17 protein-coding genes are annotated in these 19,086 nt (G+C 44.4%); 1 reads left to right on the top strand and 16 read right to left on the bottom strand.

The features are described from left to right. Positions 1–26: 26 nt before the first annotated feature. From ACFPXP_RS04055 to ACFPXP_RS04125, 15 genes are all read right to left on the bottom strand, one after another. Complete coding sequence (locus ACFPXP_RS04055; RefSeq protein WP_379892666.1) at positions 27–1,364, bottom strand: ABC transporter substrate-binding protein; 1,338 nt, start codon at positions 1,362–1,364, stop codon at positions 27–29. A 183-nt stretch (positions 1,365–1,547) separates the two neighbouring features. Further along, entirely contained in the window at positions 1,548–2,342 is a 795-nt protein-coding gene (locus tag ACFPXP_RS04060) for an alpha/beta hydrolase (protein ID WP_379892624.1), read from the bottom strand. A 22-nt stretch (positions 2,343–2,364) separates the two neighbouring features. Further along, a complete protein-coding gene (locus ACFPXP_RS04065; protein ID WP_379892626.1) occupies positions 2,365–3,171 on the bottom strand; it encodes a Nif3-like dinuclear metal center hexameric protein in 807 nt (268 codons plus the stop codon). Positions 3,172–3,191: 20 nt separating this feature from the next. Next, a complete protein-coding gene (locus ACFPXP_RS04070) occupies positions 3,192–4,085 on the bottom strand; it encodes a carbohydrate ABC transporter permease (RefSeq protein WP_379892628.1) in 894 nt (297 codons plus the stop codon). A gap of 14 nt (positions 4,086–4,099) precedes the next feature. Then, positions 4,100–5,017, bottom strand: a complete 918-nt coding sequence (locus ACFPXP_RS04075) for an ABC transporter permease (RefSeq protein ID WP_379892630.1) — start codon at positions 5,015–5,017, stop codon at positions 4,100–4,102. Positions 5,018–5,079: 62 nt separating this feature from the next. After that, entirely contained in the window at positions 5,080–6,612 is a 1,533-nt protein-coding gene (locus tag ACFPXP_RS04080) for an ABC transporter substrate-binding protein (RefSeq protein ID WP_379892632.1), read from the bottom strand. 168 nt (positions 6,613–6,780) lie between these two features. Next, complete coding sequence (locus ACFPXP_RS04085; protein ID WP_379892634.1) at positions 6,781–8,388, bottom strand: helix-turn-helix domain-containing protein; 1,608 nt, start codon at positions 8,386–8,388, stop codon at positions 6,781–6,783. A gap of 18 nt (positions 8,389–8,406) precedes the next feature. Next, positions 8,407–10,104 (bottom strand): sensor histidine kinase, encoded by a 1,698-nt coding sequence (locus tag ACFPXP_RS04090; protein ID WP_379892636.1) that lies wholly within the window; start codon positions 10,102–10,104, stop codon positions 8,407–8,409. A gap of 153 nt (positions 10,105–10,257) precedes the next feature. After that, positions 10,258–10,830 carry a hypothetical protein gene (locus ACFPXP_RS04095; RefSeq protein ID WP_379892638.1) on the bottom strand — a complete coding sequence of 191 codons (573 nt, stop codon included), beginning with the start codon at positions 10,828–10,830 and terminating at the stop codon, positions 10,258–10,260. 26 nt (positions 10,831–10,856) lie between these two features. Next, positions 10,857–11,738, bottom strand: coding sequence for a helix-turn-helix domain-containing protein (locus ACFPXP_RS04100; RefSeq protein ID WP_379892640.1), 882 nt, complete (start codon positions 11,736–11,738; stop codon positions 10,857–10,859). 214 nt (positions 11,739–11,952) lie between these two features. After that, the gene (gloA2, locus tag ACFPXP_RS04105) at positions 11,953–12,333 is read right to left on the bottom strand and encodes an SMU1112c/YaeR family gloxylase I-like metalloprotein (protein ID WP_379892642.1); all 381 of its coding nucleotides are present in this window, start codon (positions 12,331–12,333) and stop codon (positions 11,953–11,955) included. A gap of 92 nt (positions 12,334–12,425) precedes the next feature. Beyond that, positions 12,426–13,424: a zinc-dependent alcohol dehydrogenase family protein gene (locus tag ACFPXP_RS04110; protein WP_379892644.1), complete on the bottom strand. Its 999-nt coding sequence runs from the start codon at positions 13,422–13,424 to the stop codon at positions 12,426–12,428. Between the two features lie 310 nt (positions 13,425–13,734). Then, positions 13,735–14,505: an SDR family NAD(P)-dependent oxidoreductase gene (locus ACFPXP_RS04115; protein WP_379892646.1), complete on the bottom strand. Its 771-nt coding sequence runs from the start codon at positions 14,503–14,505 to the stop codon at positions 13,735–13,737. A 5-nt stretch (positions 14,506–14,510) separates the two neighbouring features. Beyond that, the gene (locus ACFPXP_RS04120) at positions 14,511–15,194 is read right to left on the bottom strand and encodes a type 1 glutamine amidotransferase domain-containing protein (RefSeq protein WP_379892648.1); all 684 of its coding nucleotides are present in this window, start codon (positions 15,192–15,194) and stop codon (positions 14,511–14,513) included. 359 nt (positions 15,195–15,553) lie between these two features. Beyond that, positions 15,554–16,477: an ArsR/SmtB family transcription factor gene (locus ACFPXP_RS04125; RefSeq protein ID WP_379892650.1), complete on the bottom strand. Its 924-nt coding sequence runs from the start codon at positions 16,475–16,477 to the stop codon at positions 15,554–15,556. Positions 16,478–16,611: 134 nt separating this feature from the next. On the opposite strand from ACFPXP_RS04125, the gene ACFPXP_RS04130 reads away from it, so the two are divergent. Continuing rightward, positions 16,612–18,144 carry a glycoside hydrolase family 43 protein gene (locus ACFPXP_RS04130; RefSeq protein ID WP_379892652.1) on the top strand — a complete coding sequence of 511 codons (1,533 nt, stop codon included), beginning with the start codon at positions 16,612–16,614 and terminating at the stop codon, positions 18,142–18,144. Between the two features lie 15 nt (positions 18,145–18,159). Here ACFPXP_RS04130 and ACFPXP_RS04135 read toward each other — a convergent pair whose 3' ends face one another. Further along, on the bottom strand, positions 18,160–18,810 hold the full coding sequence (locus tag ACFPXP_RS04135) for a CPBP family intramembrane glutamic endopeptidase (RefSeq protein ID WP_379892654.1): 651 nt from the start codon (positions 18,808–18,810) through the stop codon (positions 18,160–18,162). Between the last annotated feature and the right edge of the window lie 276 nt (positions 18,811–19,086).

A 19,086-nucleotide genomic window follows, 5' to 3' on the forward strand; every position in this document is an offset into this window, starting at 1 on the left:
CCCATCTTTCACCACTAGTTACCCCATCACTTTCCAGCTTGGGACTTCCAGTAATCTGTAACCTCCTGAATAAAACCTTCTCGATCCACTCGATCAACCAAATACTTCTGCATGGAAGCGCCTGTCTTCGCCCAATAATCCTGCGGCAAATAATTGATCACACCAATATTAATGAACTTGCCTTGATCGACATACTCGGTAACAGCGTTAGATATGACGTTCGTGCTTGTCGCTTTTAAATCCTTATATGGCATAGACAGCCCCATATCTTCAATGATTGCTCGCTGGCCCTGCTCGCTTGTCACCAACCATTCGATGAACGCCTTGGCCGCTTCCTGCTGTTCTGGAGTAGAACCCGAATTATCAATCGCAAACAGCTTCGGTTCGCTGTACGCCACTTGACTATTGCCGAAATCATCAGGGTTATTACTGATCGGCACAGGTAAAATGCCGAATTCCTCGTCTCTTCCTTCAAGCGTGCCAATCACGGCCCACGTCCAATCGCCCATGAAGTAGAATGCCGCTTCCCCATTGGCAAAGTCTGCACTATCTTTGTTGTAATCAGCGACAAGCGGGTCATTCTTCCGAGCATTGTACTTCTTAAGCAGGTCAAACGTATCCATTAGACCCATAAATTGCGGATTCGCGGAAAGGTCAACCTCCCCACCCTTAAGGCTTTCAACAAACGCTCGATTCGCTTCCACATCATTCTCAGACTGGAGCGAATAAGCTAATCCTAAATAATGCGATCCTAAGGACCAATCTGCTCCGTGAATCATTACCGGTGCAGTTCCTGCTGCTTCGATTTTTTGGAACAACGCTTCCAAATCATCACGTGTTTTCACCGATGCCGGATCAAATGGACCGCCGATAGATTCCTCGACCACCCGCTTGTTATACAGCAAACCATAGCCTTGGGCAGTCCATGGAACGCCCAAAAATTGACCATCCAGCAATGCTCCTTCTACTGCGCCTGGTTTCGTCAGTTGTTCATATTTGGCTTTCTCCGATTCTAAATCCAGAAACGAATCCCTGTACTGCAGTACGGTGCCGGCATCCAGATTTGCGATAGTGGCCGGATTATTCGACGCTAACAACGATTGGAACTTTTCCAGCTGTGCACCGCCGATCGGCGTCGGAATCAATTCTATTTTGACGTTCGGATGGAGTTCATTGTAGGTTTTGAAAAGCTCTTCAAACACCGTGTTGACTTCAGCAGAAGTGTTAAAGAATGTTAACTTTACCTCCTTGGATCCCTGAGAGTCAGCATTGGCATCGCTGCTTTTAGCGTTGTTATTATTGGAACACGCAGCAAATACGCCTATCATCAGCGTCAAACAAATCAGCATACTCAAACTTTTCATCTTTTTCAAATCCATTTCCCCCTAATCTCATCATATATTGAATGCGCATTCATACTGAATTCAAGTATATGATAACCGGTTTACATATTATGTGTCAACCGGTTACCATATTTTCTTGATTCGTCCATCATCGTAACGTTGAACTCCTTTTTTATGCAGATCCTTTTGAAGTTCAAATATAACTTAATCCTCTGTCGCCCATAGGATCGCTTCTTCGATCTTCTCTCTCCAAAACTCCCAAGTATGCGCCCCAGCACTTTCTAGGTACGAGAATTTCACCTTTTCAGCAGCTAGAAACTCATGAAATTTCCGATTTACATCCAGCAGGAAGTCCTCGGTTCCGCATGCGATATACAGATCCGGTATTTTGCGGTTAGTTTCTTTTAATCCTATTATCAAAGCCTCGGGGTCCTTATCGCTCCCTTTTAATTGGTTCAAGTCACCGAACACTCGGGTCAAATATTTATAATCCGAAACACCGTCACTATAATCCTTCGATACGCCCGCTATGCGATAAGGTAATATGGCCGATGACAATGCGATAATTTTGCCGAATTGTTCTGCATATTTCAGTCCATTGCGGATTGCGCCATATCCACCCATAGACAGTCCACCGATAAAAGTATCATCCCTGTCGCACGAAATATGAAACATCTCCCGCGTATATTCGACCAATTCTTTTCCTATAAATTCCCCGTAACATGCCCCTAAATCTGAATCATCCAAGTAAAAGTGGTTCTCACCGGACGGCATGAACACGGCGATACGATGTTTATCAGAGAGTTCCCTAATATTGGTGAAGGTCATCCAATCACTAGAGTTGCCAGAGTAGCCGTGCAATAAATATAATGACTTCAGCGGGCCCCTCTCCTGAGCCTCATGACCAAACAACCCGGGCGTGTCCCCAGGGATCAGTGCCTGAAACGATACGGTCCGTTTCAACGATTTTGCGAAGAAATCTACGGTGACCAGTGCCATACTACCTTCCTCCAAACTGATGTTATAGATAAGTAAAGGGCTCCCCAGCTTCCACAAAAGTTACAGGAATTCCGCTCACCAAAGGGGACAACCATTGTGCCATATGTTTCATGCCCGATTCCTCACTGCGCTCATGCCCCAGCACTAACATCGCTTTATTCATACCGAGCATTTGAGCGTCATTCACATAAGCACACAGCGTCCATTCCAGAATTTCACCGCAAACCATCACGTCGAGGTCTTGATCTCGCATGAGTTCCATCGGCATCTGTTCCCTACCAAGACCTAAACTGCCTCCGCCAACCAAGATACCTACCTTGGAACACTTCATTGCAGGATCCCCAATGATTTGAATCACCTGCATATTGAGCCTTTTCTTAAAAAAGGATGCCAGTTCCCCTAACGTCGTTTCTTCAATGGTGTAAGTATGCGGTGGATGTTTCTTCATCAGGAACGGCTCCCAACCAATATCATTCAATAATCCGTCATAGATTCGGTCCGTGTGCCCCATATGCATGTGATCGTGAAATCTCCAAATCGCTATACCGTTTTCTTCGATCAACTTCTTTTTGGCCAAGTAAACCGGATCCCTCTCGAGCCATTCGATGTCATCCATCCCGGTATAGAACGTCGGTTCGTGGGTAATGATCATATTGGCCCCAAGCTCAACCGCTTGTTTGATGACATCGACCGTTGCCATGAACGTCGTAACGATGCCTTTCACTTCCATGTCCGCGCTCCCGCTCATCAATTTGTCCGCCGTCACTTCTAATTTATTCGTACCGCATGTATCAAATATTACGCGGTCAATTACCTCTTGGACCTTCATTCATAACCCCTCCCTATATGTCATCCTTTAACTGCTCCCATCACAACACCCTTGGTCAGGTACTTTTGAAGGAATGGAAGCAATATGAGAATCGGTAATATCCCTACAATCGCCATCGCCATTCGGACCGCTGTACTAGGGAGTTCAACGGCACCTGAGCCGAGCATACTGCTGGCTTGACTGGATTTCAAAAATTGAATGTTGTTCAACAGCTGAATCAATAAGTTTTGGATACCATAATATTTCGGCTCCGTAATGTAGTACAGTGCATTAATCCAATCGTTCCAATATAACAAAGTCGTAAATAGTCCGATCGTAGCGAGCACCGGAATCGATAAAGGGAGCATGATTTTAAAGAATGTTTTGAATTCTGAAGCACCATCCATTTGAGATGATTCAATTAAGTCAACCGGGACATTATTTTTAAAATAATTTCTCACTAAGAGTACGTTAAACCCGCTCATCAAATAATTCGGTACAATTAACGCCCAGATTGTATCTTTAATGTGGAAAAACTTAGTCCACATCATGTAAGAGGGGACCACGCCACCGCTGAACAGCATCGTAAAAAACACGATAAAGGCCAACACGTTGTGCGGTTTGAAATCTCTTCGAGCCATCGGATATGCGAGCATTGCCGTTATTAATGTACTGACTACAGTGCCTACGATTGTAACGAAAAATGAGACGCCGTAGGCCCGGATGAATATAGAGACTGTGGAATACATGTAGACGTATGCGTCTAAGCTTAATTTTTCAGGAAAAAAGCTGTATCCGTTACGAATCAAGGCAGACTCATCCGTAAACGATGCAATCAGAATTAATATAAAAGGCAGGAATGCTGCTAAGGTCAATATGGCCATCACGATTGCTGAAAAAACGACGAACGTTCGCTCTCCCCGTGTTTGTATCAACGCAATTTCCTCCTTTAGAATAGTGCATTATCAGAGTTGAATTTTCTTACAATCGCGTTCACCACTAACACCAGGACAAGTCCAACCAAGGATTGATATAATCCGGCCGCTGCGGACATCCCAATATCATTCAACTGAGTAAGTGCACGATATACGTAGGTATCAATCGTCTGCGTGGTGCTGTAAAGCGCTCCGGAGTTCATAGGAACTTGGTAAAACAGGCCAAAGTCGGAATTGAATATTCTTCCCAGCGAAAGCAGCACCATGATGATGATCGTTGGTGTAAGCAGGGGCAAGGTAATCGTAAAAATTTGTCTTAGCTTTCCCGCACCGTCAATCTTTGCCGCTTCATAGACACTTTTGTTAATTCCAGCAATGAACGCAAAATATACGATCGCCCCGTAACCCGCAGTTTTCCACAGCTGAACAATAATTAAGATATAAGGCCAGTACTTCGCTTCGGAGTACCAACTTATTTCGGTCAGACCTAATGGCCGCAAAATGGAGTTATTAATAAATCCACTGTCCGCATTCAAAAACGCAAACACGATGTAGGACAGGACGACCATCGATATGAGATTCGGCAAAACCAGCCCCGATTGAAAAAACTTCGAGTACACTTTATTCAGCAGCTCTGACATTAACACTGCGATAAAGATGGACATGATCGTTCCTAATACGATAAAAGCCAGATTGTATAATAAGGTATTCCGCGTCATAATGTAGGCATCGTTCGTCTGAAATAAAAACTTGAAATTCTCAAAGCCTACCCAATCGCTGCCGAAAATTCCTTTTGTAAAATCCACTTCTTTAAAGGCAATAAAGACACCTAACATCGGAATATAATTGTTAATTAGCAAATAGAGCAAGCCCGGTGCTGCGAGCAGGAACAAGGGCAGCGATTTCTGGAACCATCCGCGCTTTCGTGTCAATGAAATCTCTCCTTTAATGCAAAGTGGAGCGCTGGCAGCCACTCCACTTTGCATTGTGCTGCTTATTTATTTTGGTTTGCCAGCCATGCATCTAACTGCTCCTGCTTCGCTTTAATGATGGTTTTCGCACCTGCGTCATTCAACGCATCTACGAATTGTGGAATTGCCTTATCCGGATCCAACGAACCGGTCACCAATCCTGGAAGGTATTGATTGACGACATTATTTACGGAGCTCACTTCCGTTTTCACCTCGTTCTGATTAAAAATAAATCCAAAATAAGGCGATCTTTCGGTTTCTTTGTTTTCCCTTAGCTTCAGCTCAATATCCGACCAGTCCATACCTTCTAATTGATACTGCAGCGATTCGGAACCGAGAAGGCCGGAGCTTAAGTGTGCTGTATACTCAACTGTCGATGCATCCTTACCCTCTGGGAATTTGACATGATGTTCGTCTACTTTGATGTAGTCTTCACCCTCAATTCCATAAAGAAGTGTGTTGAGAAGCTCCTCATCGGAAAAAAGCAAATTTAAGAACTTCATGGAAGCTTCGGGCACGTCGGTTGTACTGGACATCATCCAGGTTACCGCGATGACCGCATTCGTATCGAAGTAAAACGGTGCAATTCGCTTCATGTCCACATTTTTCCCTGTCTGGGCACTTAGCGCTTCTCCTGCAGCCATACCGCCATAGCCTCCCATAAAGGAGAAACCACGGCCGGAGGATACCATTTCGGAGAATGGATTCGTCGCGACGACGGCATCCTTTTGCAAGTACCCGTTTTCATACCATTCTCTCATCATTGCGACGCCTTCTTTAAAAGCCTCCGTCTCATAGAGATTGACAACTTCGCCGCTGTCACCAAGGACGACGCCAACTCCCGAACTATCCGTTAAATAATCAATTTTATTGACCCCTTTTAACAATTGCATTAATGCTGTGTCGCTTGGGTTTACGTTAATAGGTCCGAAAGGCACGACCTCTGGATACTTCTCCTGCAGTGCATCGAAAATAGCTGGAAGATCCTCAACCGATTGGATATCGTCCGCTGTAAACCCGATCTCCGCTAGCATATCTGCGTTATAAACAAAGTTTACCGGTATAGACATTCCTCTATTGGCGGGAATGCCATATATTTTCCCGTCAATTGTCGTCGCGGTAAGAAGATCTTCACCGAAATCCTTATCTAAAATCGCTTTCATTTCTTGGCCGTACTTATCGATCAAATCATTCAATGGATATAGTTGATTTTTTGAAGCAAAATTAGGAAACTGTTCCCAAGCAGTAAACAAGTCTAGCTTCTCGCCGCTCTGCAAGGCCAAGTTGACTCTTTGCGCGTAATCTGCAGGGCCGAAAATTTTCAAGTCCACTTCAACATTGATTTTTTCGCGTGTAATCTTATTGACCGCTTCTGTAATCCGACTAAGATCGTTCGGAATTCGATTAAATGACAATGTTGCAAAAGTTACCTTCTCCGGCTTAGTGGAAGAATTACTCCCTGATTCCTTATTGTTGTTGCTTCCACACGCAGCTAATAATGATCCGATCATCGCAATGACCATGACCAATGCCAACACGCTTTTTCTATTTCTCACTGTGTATTGCCCCCATTTCCATGTGTTATGTGGATACAAGTTCATTATAATCATCGTTATTTCGACAATCTTTAAGGAATCCGATCTGTTTTTTTAATAATCCGTCCTAACATCACATTCCCTGTGGAAAAAAAACGCAACTTTGCGAACAAAGTTGCGGTAAGATCATCATGTTGTTTGATGTACGCCTAACTTATGTTTCATTCGATAAGCGTTAGGTGTTTCCCCCGTTACTTTCTTAAATACCGTGGAAAAATAAGATACGCTGTCAAATCCCGTTTCCGCTGCAATCTGGCTCACGCTTGATTGACTTTGGAGCAGCAGCTCTTGTGCCATCTTGATTCGGTATTCTATCAGATACTCTTTTATCGACAAGCCTGTTTCTGATTTAAATCGCTTATTTAAATAATCAGGGGTTAAGTAAACGACCGCAGCAATGTCCTCTCTACTTAAATCCCGGTTATAATGATCATGAATAAATCTTTTCGCTTTTTCCACGATACTCTCTGATTCCACAATTTCCTTCAGACAATCAATTGTTTTGTTCGTGACGAACGTTGCCCATTTCAGAAAATGAAACACGCTGTGTTCAGCATTCGTGAACAGCTCCTGAGATACATCATCGGAAAACAAATGGCGAGCCTGAATGTTGTTTTTATAGAGCTGTGAGTAAGCGATTTGGACAAAATCCTGCTGTATAGCTCGCATTGTCGGTAAATCCAGCTTATTTTGTGCCGTTAGCACTTCCAGTTCCTTTTTCAATTGATTTACGATCTTGACTCTCTCACCCTCGACAAACCATAAGTTTAATTGATCCGCATGAAGCGTATACGATTCGGGTGAAACATGAACAAATTGTTGATTGGAGCAGTGTACCTTCCCTTTGTGGATAACATTCTGTTTATCCAGCTCCTCTAAATCGCTCTTCGCCTTCGCCAATTGTGCAGCCGGCACATCCTTTGAGATATAACAGGTCGCTGTGCATCTAAATAATCTTCGGCATTTATCAACGAGCACTCGACACTTTTCTCCCAGTGTTTCTGCTGCCATATCGGAGGTGATAATAAATGCCGCGTAAAATACATTATCCACTTCATAAGTTACAAGGCGGGGGTGATCTGTCGTTCCGAACATGATTTCCGAACTCACATTATGCAGTGCATATTTTAGAGTAGCATCGTTCCAGACGATCTCCATATCTGCCTTATCAACAGAGCATAGCACTAACGCATAGTGTTCGTTCAGATCGATATCCAGTCCCCTTTTGTTCATTTCCGCTTGTATCAGATCATTACGGGGGACAATGGTTGCAAACAAAACATCGCGCCAAAAACTCTGCTCAACAAGATCGCGGTTCTTTAACCAAGTTTGACCGTATTGGCTAAAAGTATCTTGCTCCCGCCTGCGTCTAACGGCTTCCACTGCCTTCAACAAGGAGGTTTCCAGCTTGTCCTTGTCAAAAGGCTTCACGATATAGGCATCCGCTTTAAATTGGATCGCCGTTTTTGCAAACTCGAAGTTCTCGTGACAGGTGAAAAATATAAATGCGCTGTCATGGTTGTGATCCCTTACCCATTTGATCATGTCCATCCCCGAGCCCTTCGGCATTTCAATATCGCAAATGATAATATCCGGAACATAGGAATCAAAGTGCAGGACCGCGTCATGAATGTTATGAGCCATCATGACCTCCGTAATTCCAAATAAATGCCAGTCAATAAAATCATGCAGCACGTTAAGTGTAGGTATATCGTCATCAATCAATAGGCAATGCACACGATCCATCTCCTTGTTCTAGGCTGATTGAAAATCTGTTTCTTCGAGAGGGAGAACCACAACCACCCGGGCACCGGAAGGTTGGCAATTTGAAAGCTTCAGCAGTCCGTCCTCCTTATACAATAGCTTTAATGTCCTTTGAATGTTGCCAATGCCCACTTTGTCCCCCATTTCATTCGTCATCATTTCAGAATTTTGAACCAGTTCGATGACTTCTGGAGGGAAGCCTTCTCCGTTGTCTTCGATCGTGATCCTCAACCATTTGCGGTTGTTGAGCATCATCTGATCCACCTTGATAAATATGGTCAACATTTCACGATGTGCCAAGGCATGTTTAAATGAATTTTCCACAAAGGTTTGTATCATGTATTTCGGCAGAGGAAGATCCGACAGTTCTGGATCGATATCGGTCACATAGAATACCTGGTCAGGATATCGAATCTCCTGCATGCGAATGTAGTTCTCAACATGTTTAATCTCTTGACTAACGGGCACTTTCACTAAGCCACCATGAAACATATACCGTAAATGAACCGACAACCGATCAATGAGCAGACGAATCTCTTCGTTTTTACCGTGGTAGGTGAGACTCGAGACGGTAGTGATGGCGTTTAAGAAGAAATGCGGCCTAATTTGCATTTGTAAATATTTCAATTCGGCGATACTCCGCTCAATTTTCTCTTCATACGTTTTGATCTTTAACGACTTAATTTCACGTGCCATCGAGCTAAAAGCATGAAACAACTTATTAAACTCAACCGAAGAGCTTTGCTGATCAATTCTATGTTCCCAATTTCCTTTTTCAATTTCCTTCGTTCCTTTAACGAGCTCTAGAATAGGATGAATGATATCCTTCGAAAAAAACCGATAGATTACAGGAATGACTAATACGGCAGCCAAACTTAATGCCACAATAATCCACTGAATGGTTTCCAATCCTAAAAAAACGTTTTGACTCACGACTGCATTGGTGATCTGGCCGAACTCCGGGATCGTCTGGGAAACATAAACATACTTTGGCAGCGAGGACGTTTCTTCGTTCATCAAGCGTAATCCAATGGGATTAGTCGTAGACAGGGTGTGTCCGAAATGGTCGGTCAAAATATACAGGTTCTCATCATTTGAGTTTTTCCCCAGCTCGGTCAGCAGCGTGTCCGTTTTGATAAGCACCCCGAAAATTACGTTGGAATAATCAATGGCTTGCATGACATACGACGTTCCGTTAATTTGAACGGGAGTCCACTTCTCCGAACCTTTAACCGTCTGTTTAGCAAAATCGTACTGCTTTAAATAATCCGTAATATAAATTCCTTCGTTCCTATACTTTCGATTACTCAACGTACTCACGAAGACTTGATTATCTAATGAATGGATAAAAAGAGTATCTATCGATTCGTTATTTGAAAGCTTCGCAGACAATACGTTCTGCAAACGAATACTTTCTAGAACGCGTTTATTTTCATCCATTGCTGCGTAAGAAACAAGGGTATCGATGTTCGCATCGAATACCTCCAGAAGATCTTTTGATGAGCTGTGTAAACGATTCTGAATTTCACTTATATATATAGCCATTGCGTTTTCAGAGCTGCTGACCACATTTTTACGAACGACTTCCAATGAGTATAGATTGCTGGATATTAGCGTAGCCAGTAAAATGACAACGATCAGTGACATCCGGGCAATCATTTTCTTCACGATACTATGCGGTCTCAACAACGGGCTCACCACCTCTTTGCATTCTACCTCTAGTAGTGTAACAGAATTGATAGGATCGACATAGTGATTTTTGTTTCCGCTTTCATATAGAACAAGAAAATAGAACAAGAAAATAGAACAAGAAACAGCAGCCCTCGATGAGAAGCAAAGTTCTCAGGCTGCCGTGCGGTATGTACCTGTTTTCTTACGTTCATCATTCATTTTCGTTATCACTATGATTAAAGTGATATACAGGGCTGCGAATAATATGTACACCAGGATCGGAATCTGCGGTCGCTCCTCCAAATATGTGGAGCCCCAGCCGATGAGACAATCGTACAAAACCGAATGGCCCAGCAGATAGGTGATTTGCAACGATACGGATTCGAACCGAATATATAGGGACGTTAAAGGAGAAAGTACGGCTGCTGCAGTTAAGGTGATTATACCGATGGAGATCCCTTCTTCCACCCCCCAGTTCGTTGAGATGAACGGGATGTACTCGACAAAGCGAATCATACCTAGAAAGAAGGTTTGATAGAAAATAACCCCAATAACCAAATAGCCGAAGGTTTGTACAAACTCCTTTTGGTTTGCGAATGGTTGGCCGATGACTTTGCGAATAAGGCATTCTGACACCATCAGCAGGAAAGGAAGACCTGCTAAAGCATATAGGTGCGATCTAGACAGATCCTCCTTTACAAAGGAGACGATCATTCTTGACGTCTCAAGCAGCAATTCTAACATCCATCTATCCCCTTACATCCCATTCACTAGATTTCCTCCTCAAAGGATAAATTCGTCGGCTCATCCATGAGGTCCCCTTGAATTTCCAAGTTGGTTGTTTCTACACTTTCATCCACTTCTTCGAATGTGAACTGATCTGCCCACACCTGTCCTTTGCCGGATAAAATGATCCCGAAGGATATCATCGCACTGCCTGCGGGAACATCCAGCACGATCGAATACCTGCCCCAATTCGTACTCCCTTTGATCTGACGATTACTCATATTGTCAAACTGCAGTACATCACCTGAAGCATTATCGACCCGCATCCACATACTGGCGAACGCCTCGACATCTTGGGTTTTTAAGAAACTGGACAGCCGAACCCGCTTTCCGATATATTTATCAGCTTTAAACTGCTGCATCATCGTTGCAAAATTCCCAGCATCGAGCACGGTCTTCGATTTGAGATAACCTGATGCTTTGCCTAGATGGACAACCTCCCGATCAATCCCCATTTCATAATTAAATGGATCTGAACCGCTTAAAAACCAACCTTTCACTTGTTGTTCCATACGAGATTCCTCCTTTTGTTTGAGCACGTTAGACATGATTTTGCGGTATTGGCCCGGCGGCAGGTGATAGCATTTTTTGAAGACTCGGGTAAAAGCTTCTTGCGACTCAAAGTGATAATATAGTGCGATGTCTAGAATTCTTTCGTCCGTGTACAGTAAGGCCGCTGAAGCATTCGCCAGCCTTCTCATGCGGATATATTCCGTTATCGACATCCCCAAAGCTTCTTGAAAAATGCGGTGAAAATGATATTTAGAAAATCCCGCCTGCTGCGCAACCTCATCCATCGTTAACGGTTCATGCAGGTGCTCTTCGATGTAATGAATGGTTTGATGAATGACACTCTCATATTCCATAGCGTGTTCCACCTTTCATGATTAGGATAGCAAAAAGATGCGAGCCGTTTTTGATTATTTTTGCGATGATTGCATCCATTTCAACTTTGCTATCGGAAGAAATGCCCGCATTCGCTGCACATCACCCCAAAAAAAGAACAGCAGCCACGGAAGTATATCATAAAGCTTCCAGGCTGCCGTTAAGTTGATGAAACTCACTTTTCCGTATGTATTTCTATTTCTCGTACATCTCCAGCGGAAGCCGATCTGGATCTTGGAAGAAGGTGAACTTCTTGCCCGTCAGTTCATCGACTCGGATCGGTTCCACTTCAATTCCCTTCGATTCCAGCTGCTTCTTGGTCTCCTCCACATTGTCTACTTCGAAAGCCAAATGTCTTAAGCCTCTTGCTTCGGGATAGCTCGGCCTTTCCGGCCTGTTCGGGAAAGAGAACAATTCAATTTGACTATCCCCGATTCGTAGATCGAGCTTATACGAATCCCGCTCCTCGCGGTACACTTCGCTTATGACGGACAATCCAAGTATGTTAACGTAAAAATCTTTGGATTTCTCGTAATCGGAACAGATGATGGCAACGTGATGAATCTTGTTGAGCAATCTAGAATCCCTCCTTTTTTGATGCTTTCATTCTTGATGCTGCATTTCTTTCTAACCATCGCTCGCTGCTTGTTATCCACTTCAAAAACCTATTAAACAGAGCCTTCACTTGTCAGAAACGCTTTTCCTATATATTCCGAAGTCTCAACTGCACGAACAGCCTCTGCGACTTGCTCCAAATCGTATTGGAAAGCTGCTGGCATCATCTCTATTTTATTGTCCGCAATGAAGGCTATTAAACGGTTAAAGGTGTCCTGCCAAGTCGATTTCGAGACCGTCTTATTCCACCCTCGCAGATGAAACAGTCCTGCATGAATGTTCTTCTTATCAAATATTTCTTTCCAGTTGATTTGGACTCCAGATAAGAGACCGATGCTCAAGAAATGTCCTGCTGGGCGAAGACAGGATGCAAGCTCATTCCCCGCTGGGCCCCCAACAGAATCGATGGCACCATCTGCACCCATTCCCTTGGTGATCTGCATCACCGTTTCAAATAATGGATACTCCGATGTGTTAATCACATGAGCTGCCCCAAGCCGCAGCAAATCCTTTGTATAGCCATCGTGCCTCGTTATAGCGATGAGCTGAAAGCCAATAATCCTGGATAACTGTGCCAATACACGACCTATGGATGAACCACCCGCATTGACCAATACCGTATCGCCTGATTGTAATTTCAATACCTCCGTACAAATGACCCAAGCTGTGAGAGGATTAATATATAACTGGGAAGCTGTGGTCGCATCGATCGTATCCGGTATAGCGACTGCAAAATCTGCTGATGTCCGAACAAATTGCTGCCACGTTCCCTCACCACGCAAGGGCAAAACCCGTTTTCCAATAAGACCTTTTGAAACGTTGGCACCCACGTCTTCGATGATGCCGACCCCTTCATAGCCAGGAATGTTTGGCAGTTCAATCCGATGGGAATAAGATCCTCTGATCGGTATCAGGTCCGATGGATTGATCGGACGAACCAGCATTCTAACCAGTACGTCATTGTCATCTGGGGGTTGCACGGTTTTATGTTCGATACGGAGTACTTCACGAGGAATACCGAACTTATGATGTGTTACGCATTTTGCTTCCATATTCGTTATTCTCCTTACACACATCCCAGCCGATCGTGCGGAAAAGTCAGGGAAAAGCTACTGAGACTCTATTCGAGAGGAATTCGGCTTTCTCCTTCCGGGCCTACCAGATGGGTCATGGTATTCGTCGCCTCCTATCGTTCCAGTTCATAAGAGATGTTTCGATCCGTTCGCCTCCGGATAACTCCCAAATAAAAAAGCAGCGCCCCTTCTCATTCGGAACGTCTGCCCTTTGTAAAGATATAATGGAGCTTTCCACAAATTGCAGTTCGTCAAGTTCACTCATCCAACCTTAAAAGCATCTGCGCATTTAAAAAGCATAATGGATTACTCCGCCATCGATAAAAAGATTCTGACCTGTAATATAACTTGCGCCGTCTGAACTAAACATGACAACCGGAGCGATTAATTCTTCCAACTGACCAAGCCTCTTCATAGGTGTTCTGTTCTCTAAAAGACTCCGGAATTCCTCGTTTTCCAACACTTGTGCGTTTAATGAGGTTTTAAAAAACCAAGGGCTTATCGCATTCACTGTAATTCCTTCTTCAGCCCATTCGTTGGCCAGTTGCCTGGTTAATTGAACGACAGCGGCTTTACTTGGTCCATACGGTGTGCCCGATGACAGCGTTAATACAGACGCCACAGAGGCTACATTGATGATTCTTCCTGACTTTTGTCTGGTCATATATTTCCCTACAGCCTTAGACATCAAAAATACAGATTTCACGTTAACGTCCATCACCTTATCCCAGTTTTCTTCCGATAAATTCAATGTGGTTTCGCGGACGCTTATCCCTGCATTATTCACTAAAATATCGAGATGCCCGAAATGTTCGTATGCCTGGTCTACGGTATTCTGCACAGCATCCCCATCCGTCACATCACAAACGAAGGCTAATGTTTTGCGGCCTGTCATTTCAGAAATTTCATTGGCAGCGTAATTCACTTCTTCCTCTGTTCGAGCAATGAGAACTACATCTGCTCCTGCTTGAGCCAATCCTTCCGCCAGTGTTCTTCCTATTCCTCTGCCTGCTCCTGTAACGAGGGCTGCTTTACCACTTAAATCAAACAATCCGCTCATCTTTTTTAGCTCCCCCTGTTTTCAAGCGCCTTCACTAACTCTTCACCCATGAGTTCTGAGGAAAACGGATCACGACTCGTTACAATTTGATCATTGGCCCAAACCGCATATGCTTTTTTGCTTAAATCTCCTTTATCATATTGAGCTATCTTTGTCATCTCTTGCTCTAAGCTGAACGGAAGAATATCAAGCAGGCCATCCGGTTCAATTTCATCTGGATAACCCGTAACCTTCATCCCTGCTATAATGCTGCTGCCGTCTGGACGTATCGTCCAAATCAATGGTGCTGGGCCATGGCACTCTGCAGCGACGATCCCTCCATTATCATAGATCGTATTAATGATACGGTGTACATCTGCATTTTTAGCAAGGTCATACATGGCCCCATGTCCCCCGACGATCAAAACGACATCATATGCATTCGGATTGACTTCAGATAGTTTTTGGGTGTTATCCGCACGACCTGATTCATACAGCGCCTTGTATGTTCCCTCTGGATCATACTCAGGCAAAAAACTAGCCTGATCCACAACGGGCTTTCCTCCTAATGGCGATGCTAGATGAACTTGATGACCTGCTTTTTCTAAGGCTTCTAACGGGGCAAATAGCTCCTCCCCCCACCAGCCTGTCTCATAATTATTTTTTTCATCCTTATATCCACTGGATAGTACCGCTAACACGTTTGCCATTTTTTTATTCCTCCAATTTTTTTATAGATTCATTGGGTCCAATGTTTAACCTTCTGTATCATCCAGCTTTCGCATGTTAAAAACTACACTTCCACGAAAAGACCTCGTAGTAACAACCATATTATGGATATATGCCGAGATGTTTTATGCAAACTTTTTTCTTATCAGACTTTTCACTGCGACTTGGTCCGAACAGTTGATTTGGCTTCCTGCGAATACATAAGCTGATTGAATAACATAAAAGAGCAGTCGATCGCTAGTGACCGACTGCCCTTTTATCTTCATTAAACCTCCTGTTAGATGACGACTATGCTGGGCACACATCTATAATGAGAGGATCGCATCTGCGTCCTCTCGTTTCATTCCCCTTCAGTGCTGTCACTAAGATATACACGAATCACAATATCCTGATCATGGTTGCCGAATCCAGCCCCATACAAAGTCAATCCCCCTACATGAGCAGCATCCTCCTCCACTGCAAAACGAAGCGTCCAAAACGGTTCACTCAGCTTTATATCCGAGGTGGTCACATCCGACATCGGCTCGCCATCCATATATGTTCCTGAGTCATCGATGCGGATCGTCTTCAATAATCCGTATTGATTCACGTTTCGGTGCCACCATTTGGGCGTGTATTTCCCGCGGGCCGCTCTCCCGAAATCGGCAGGACTTGTCCACATCCCCAGCGGGATACCGTTAAACGTGAATGAAATATCCGAAGGCCAATGATCTCTTAATCCAGGCGCTTCCGATGCAATTTCCATCGAAATTTCGATCACCTCAACCGTTTGGTCAGGAAGAAGATAGTTGGGCGTTTTGTATTCCACATACCCCTTCCCAAACCATAGAATCGATGCTTGAACCCGCTCCGGATCGAGGAAATACCGAGGATCGTCCCACACCCCAATCTCTTTCTCCCGCGTGCCGAGACCGCAGGTCGGATGAACTTCAAACGCGGTATAATGGCCCACCGAAATCGTCTGCTCTCGGATCCTAGCGCTTTGAGTGACGGATGGCAGCTCAATCTCTATGCGGTGATGCCTGAGGAAGCACATTTTGTGCGTCCCTCCATTGCGGCGTATTCTGCGGCTCCCAATGAGTTCAGCCAGTTCGAGCTTGCGTATATGCATGGTCACAATGGAGGGACTGAGCTCAAGCTTCGCCGCGATTTCCTTTACACTCATTTCCCCGTACGCTAGCATGTCCATGATTCTCCACCTGACCTCACTTGCCAGCGCCTCGTATAATGCCATGTATTTCGGTTCCCAGTTTGCTTTTATCACGCGTATAATCTCCTTAATCCGATAATGAATTCACCTTTATATGAATTTAACTGAAATCGTTTCTGCATACAATTCTCATAGTATTGAAATCACACTTAAAATTGATGTTAAATACATTTAGAGGCTGCGTTCAAATGAATTCTTATATTTATGAATTTAACACAGAGGTGAATCCATTGAAATACAATAATCCAGTCGTTAAAGGCTTCTACCCCGACCCCAGCGTATGCAAAGTAGGGGATACCTATTATATGGTTTGCAGTTCGTTCCAGTACTTCCCCGGTGTACCGCTCTTTGAGAGCAAAGACCTGATTAATTGGCAGCAAATCGGTCATTGTCTAACGAGGGAAAGTCAGATTCAGCTTCGCACAGTGAATAGTTCCGGCGGCGTGTTCGCTCCTACCATTCGCCACCATAACGGAAGATTTTATATGGTCACAACGAACGACACCACGCATCAAAATTTTTATGTCTGGACTGACGACATTTACGGGGAATGGTCGGAACCGGTCTATGTCGATCAAGGGGGAATCGATCCGGATTTGTACTTTGAGGACGGTAAAACGTTCTTTATGAGCAACGGGACGGACGATCAAGGCATTGGAGGCATCGTTCAATGTGAAATCGACATTGAGACCGGCAGCAAGCTGACGCCGAGCCGTTCGATTTGGCAGGGAACCGGAGGCCGTTATCTTGAGTCACCGCATATGTACAAAATAGACGGCAAGTACTATCTTGTAGCCGCAGAGGGCGGAACAGAGTATGGCCATATGGTGACCTATGCCCGCAGCGAATCCGTCAGCGGTCCTTTCGAAGATTATCCGCTCAACCCCGTTCTGACGAATCGAAATTTAGGCGGCTATGAGGTTCAGGCGGTAGGTCATGGGGACCTCATTCAAGATCACGACGGCAACTGGTGGATGCTTCATCTCGGATTTCGCCAAATCGGCAGGTGGCTTACCTTCCATCATCTTGGCCGCGAAGTCTTCCTTACGCCGATTACCTTTGGTGAAGACCGTTGGTTTACAGCAGGGCATAACGGGACGACATTGTCGACTTTTGAAACGGATCGGATCCCGGATGACGTTGTTCAGCAGGAGAAGAGGATCTTTACCTTTGACAATACGGAGTGGGACAAGGACTGGTGCTACCTCCGTATTCCGCATTCGGAGAACTACCTGTTAGAGCCTGACAAGCTGACTCTGAAAGGGACTAGCGTCACTTTAGATCAACCGGATTCGCCGACCTTCATCGGCATCCGTCAAAGAGACTTCAATGCCGTCATTTCATGCGATGTAAGCCTTAATCATGGGGAAGCCGGCATTACCCTTTATATGGATGAACATCATCATTATGATTTAGCCGTGCTGCAAGATCAGAATGGATATAAGGCTGTCCTGCGTCTCAATATCGGAGATATCAAATCTGTCCAAAAAGAAGTGGATTTGAGAGACAGCCACCAAGCCACATTGATGATCGAAGCACATAATGAACGCTATACTTTCATCCTGCGTACAGATGGAGGGGACATCCGCTTGGGCACAGCTCAAACGCGGTACCTTTCCTCCGAGGTTGCCGGCGGCTTTACGGGGGTCCTCATCGGGTTGTATGCTTGCGGCGAAGGATCTGCAGCGGAGTTTACGAATTTCAAATGTGAATATGTATAACCTGACGGCTGCCTTTTAAAGGGCAGCCTTTTCTGGCTCTTTATCATATTTAAAGGAGTAACATGCGGACAGCAAGTTGTATTCGATATGAAGCAGCACGGGAATGAGTATGGATTGTGTAACATTCGCGATCGCCCCGAAAAAGATCCCCCCAATGAACGCGAAGGACATATATCGAATGCTCAATCTACCGAATTGATAATATTGAAAGTGGGCGATCGCAAACAAGAATGCGGAGATGATGACGGAGAAACTGACTGGTAAGTAAGCGATCTCCATAAATGCATACGGAAAGATTTCATTCAATACCGGCAGGATCAGCCCTCTGAAAACGACCTCTTCAAAAATAGGATAAAACACAATAAAGTTGATGACATTTAATCTTCCAACTGGCCGATATCCCGAATACTTCGCAACAAACAGATTCACAATGGCGATCGTCAAAGCTGCTAAAATAACAGTCCGATCCACCGTTGGAAGTCTGTATACAAAGTTATTCTGCATGAATAAGGCAGCAGCGATTGCTGCGATTCCCCAAATATAAACGAAATAGCGACTCGCTTGCCTATTCCCCAATGCCTGTGCAACCTTAGCAGCGATCCCTTTTATGATGGAATGGGAAAACGTGAGTAAGACAGCCAATAGGATGGTACCAATCTGACTCATGGCTTTCGAACAGCCTCCTCCCTCGATCACTTTCTTCAATCACGGAACGATGCAGGAGAGTCTTTTCTTTACCCTGCTGAATATAGCCTCATTACAAATCCACGATCACCGAGCATTAAGGTTCTCTAGGAGAAGATAAAAATAGCCGAGACGACTCAGATGTGTATGGGGCTGAGTTAACTCGGCATTTAGCGTAAGATTTACTTATTTACAGATCTGTTCATGCAGAGCATCTTCTATAGGTTTAAATACGGTCTGTGTCACCGCCGGGATATA

Source organism: Marinicrinis lubricantis (genome assembly GCF_042658665.1).
Lineage (GTDB): Bacteria > Bacillota > Bacilli > Paenibacillales > KCTC-33676 > Marinicrinis > Marinicrinis lubricantis.

Bases quoted from the DNA above. Each gene is read 5' to 3' on its own strand.
- ACFPXP_RS04065 (WP_379892626.1), bottom strand. From the start codon at position 3,171: ATGAAGGTCCAAGAGGTAATTGACCGCGTAATATTTGATACATGCGGT.
- ACFPXP_RS04095 (WP_379892638.1), bottom strand. From the start codon at position 10,830: ATGTTAGAATTGCTGCTTGAGACGTCAAGAATGATCGTCTCCTTTGTA.
- ACFPXP_RS04055 (WP_379892666.1), bottom strand. From the start codon at position 1,364: ATGAAAAGTTTGAGTATGCTGATTTGTTTGACGCTGATGATAGGCGTA.
- ACFPXP_RS04100 (WP_379892640.1), bottom strand. From the start codon at position 11,738: ATGGAATATGAGAGTGTCATTCATCAAACCATTCATTACATCGAAGAG.
- ACFPXP_RS04115 (WP_379892646.1), bottom strand. From the start codon at position 14,505: ATGAGCGGATTGTTTGATTTAAGTGGTAAAGCAGCCCTCGTTACAGGA.
- ACFPXP_RS04135 (WP_379892654.1), bottom strand. From the start codon at position 18,810: ATGAGTCAGATTGGTACCATCCTATTGGCTGTCTTACTCACGTTTTCC.
- ACFPXP_RS04130 (WP_379892652.1), top strand. From the start codon at position 16,612: ATGAATTCTTATATTTATGAATTTAACACAGAGGTGAATCCATTGAAA.
- ACFPXP_RS04120 (WP_379892648.1), bottom strand. From the start codon at position 15,194: ATGGCAAACGTGTTAGCGGTACTATCCAGTGGATATAAGGATGAAAAA.
- ACFPXP_RS04110 (WP_379892644.1), bottom strand. From the start codon at position 13,424: ATGGAAGCAAAATGCGTAACACATCATAAGTTCGGTATTCCTCGTGAA.
- ACFPXP_RS04060 (WP_379892624.1), bottom strand. From the start codon at position 2,342: ATGGCACTGGTCACCGTAGATTTCTTCGCAAAATCGTTGAAACGGACC.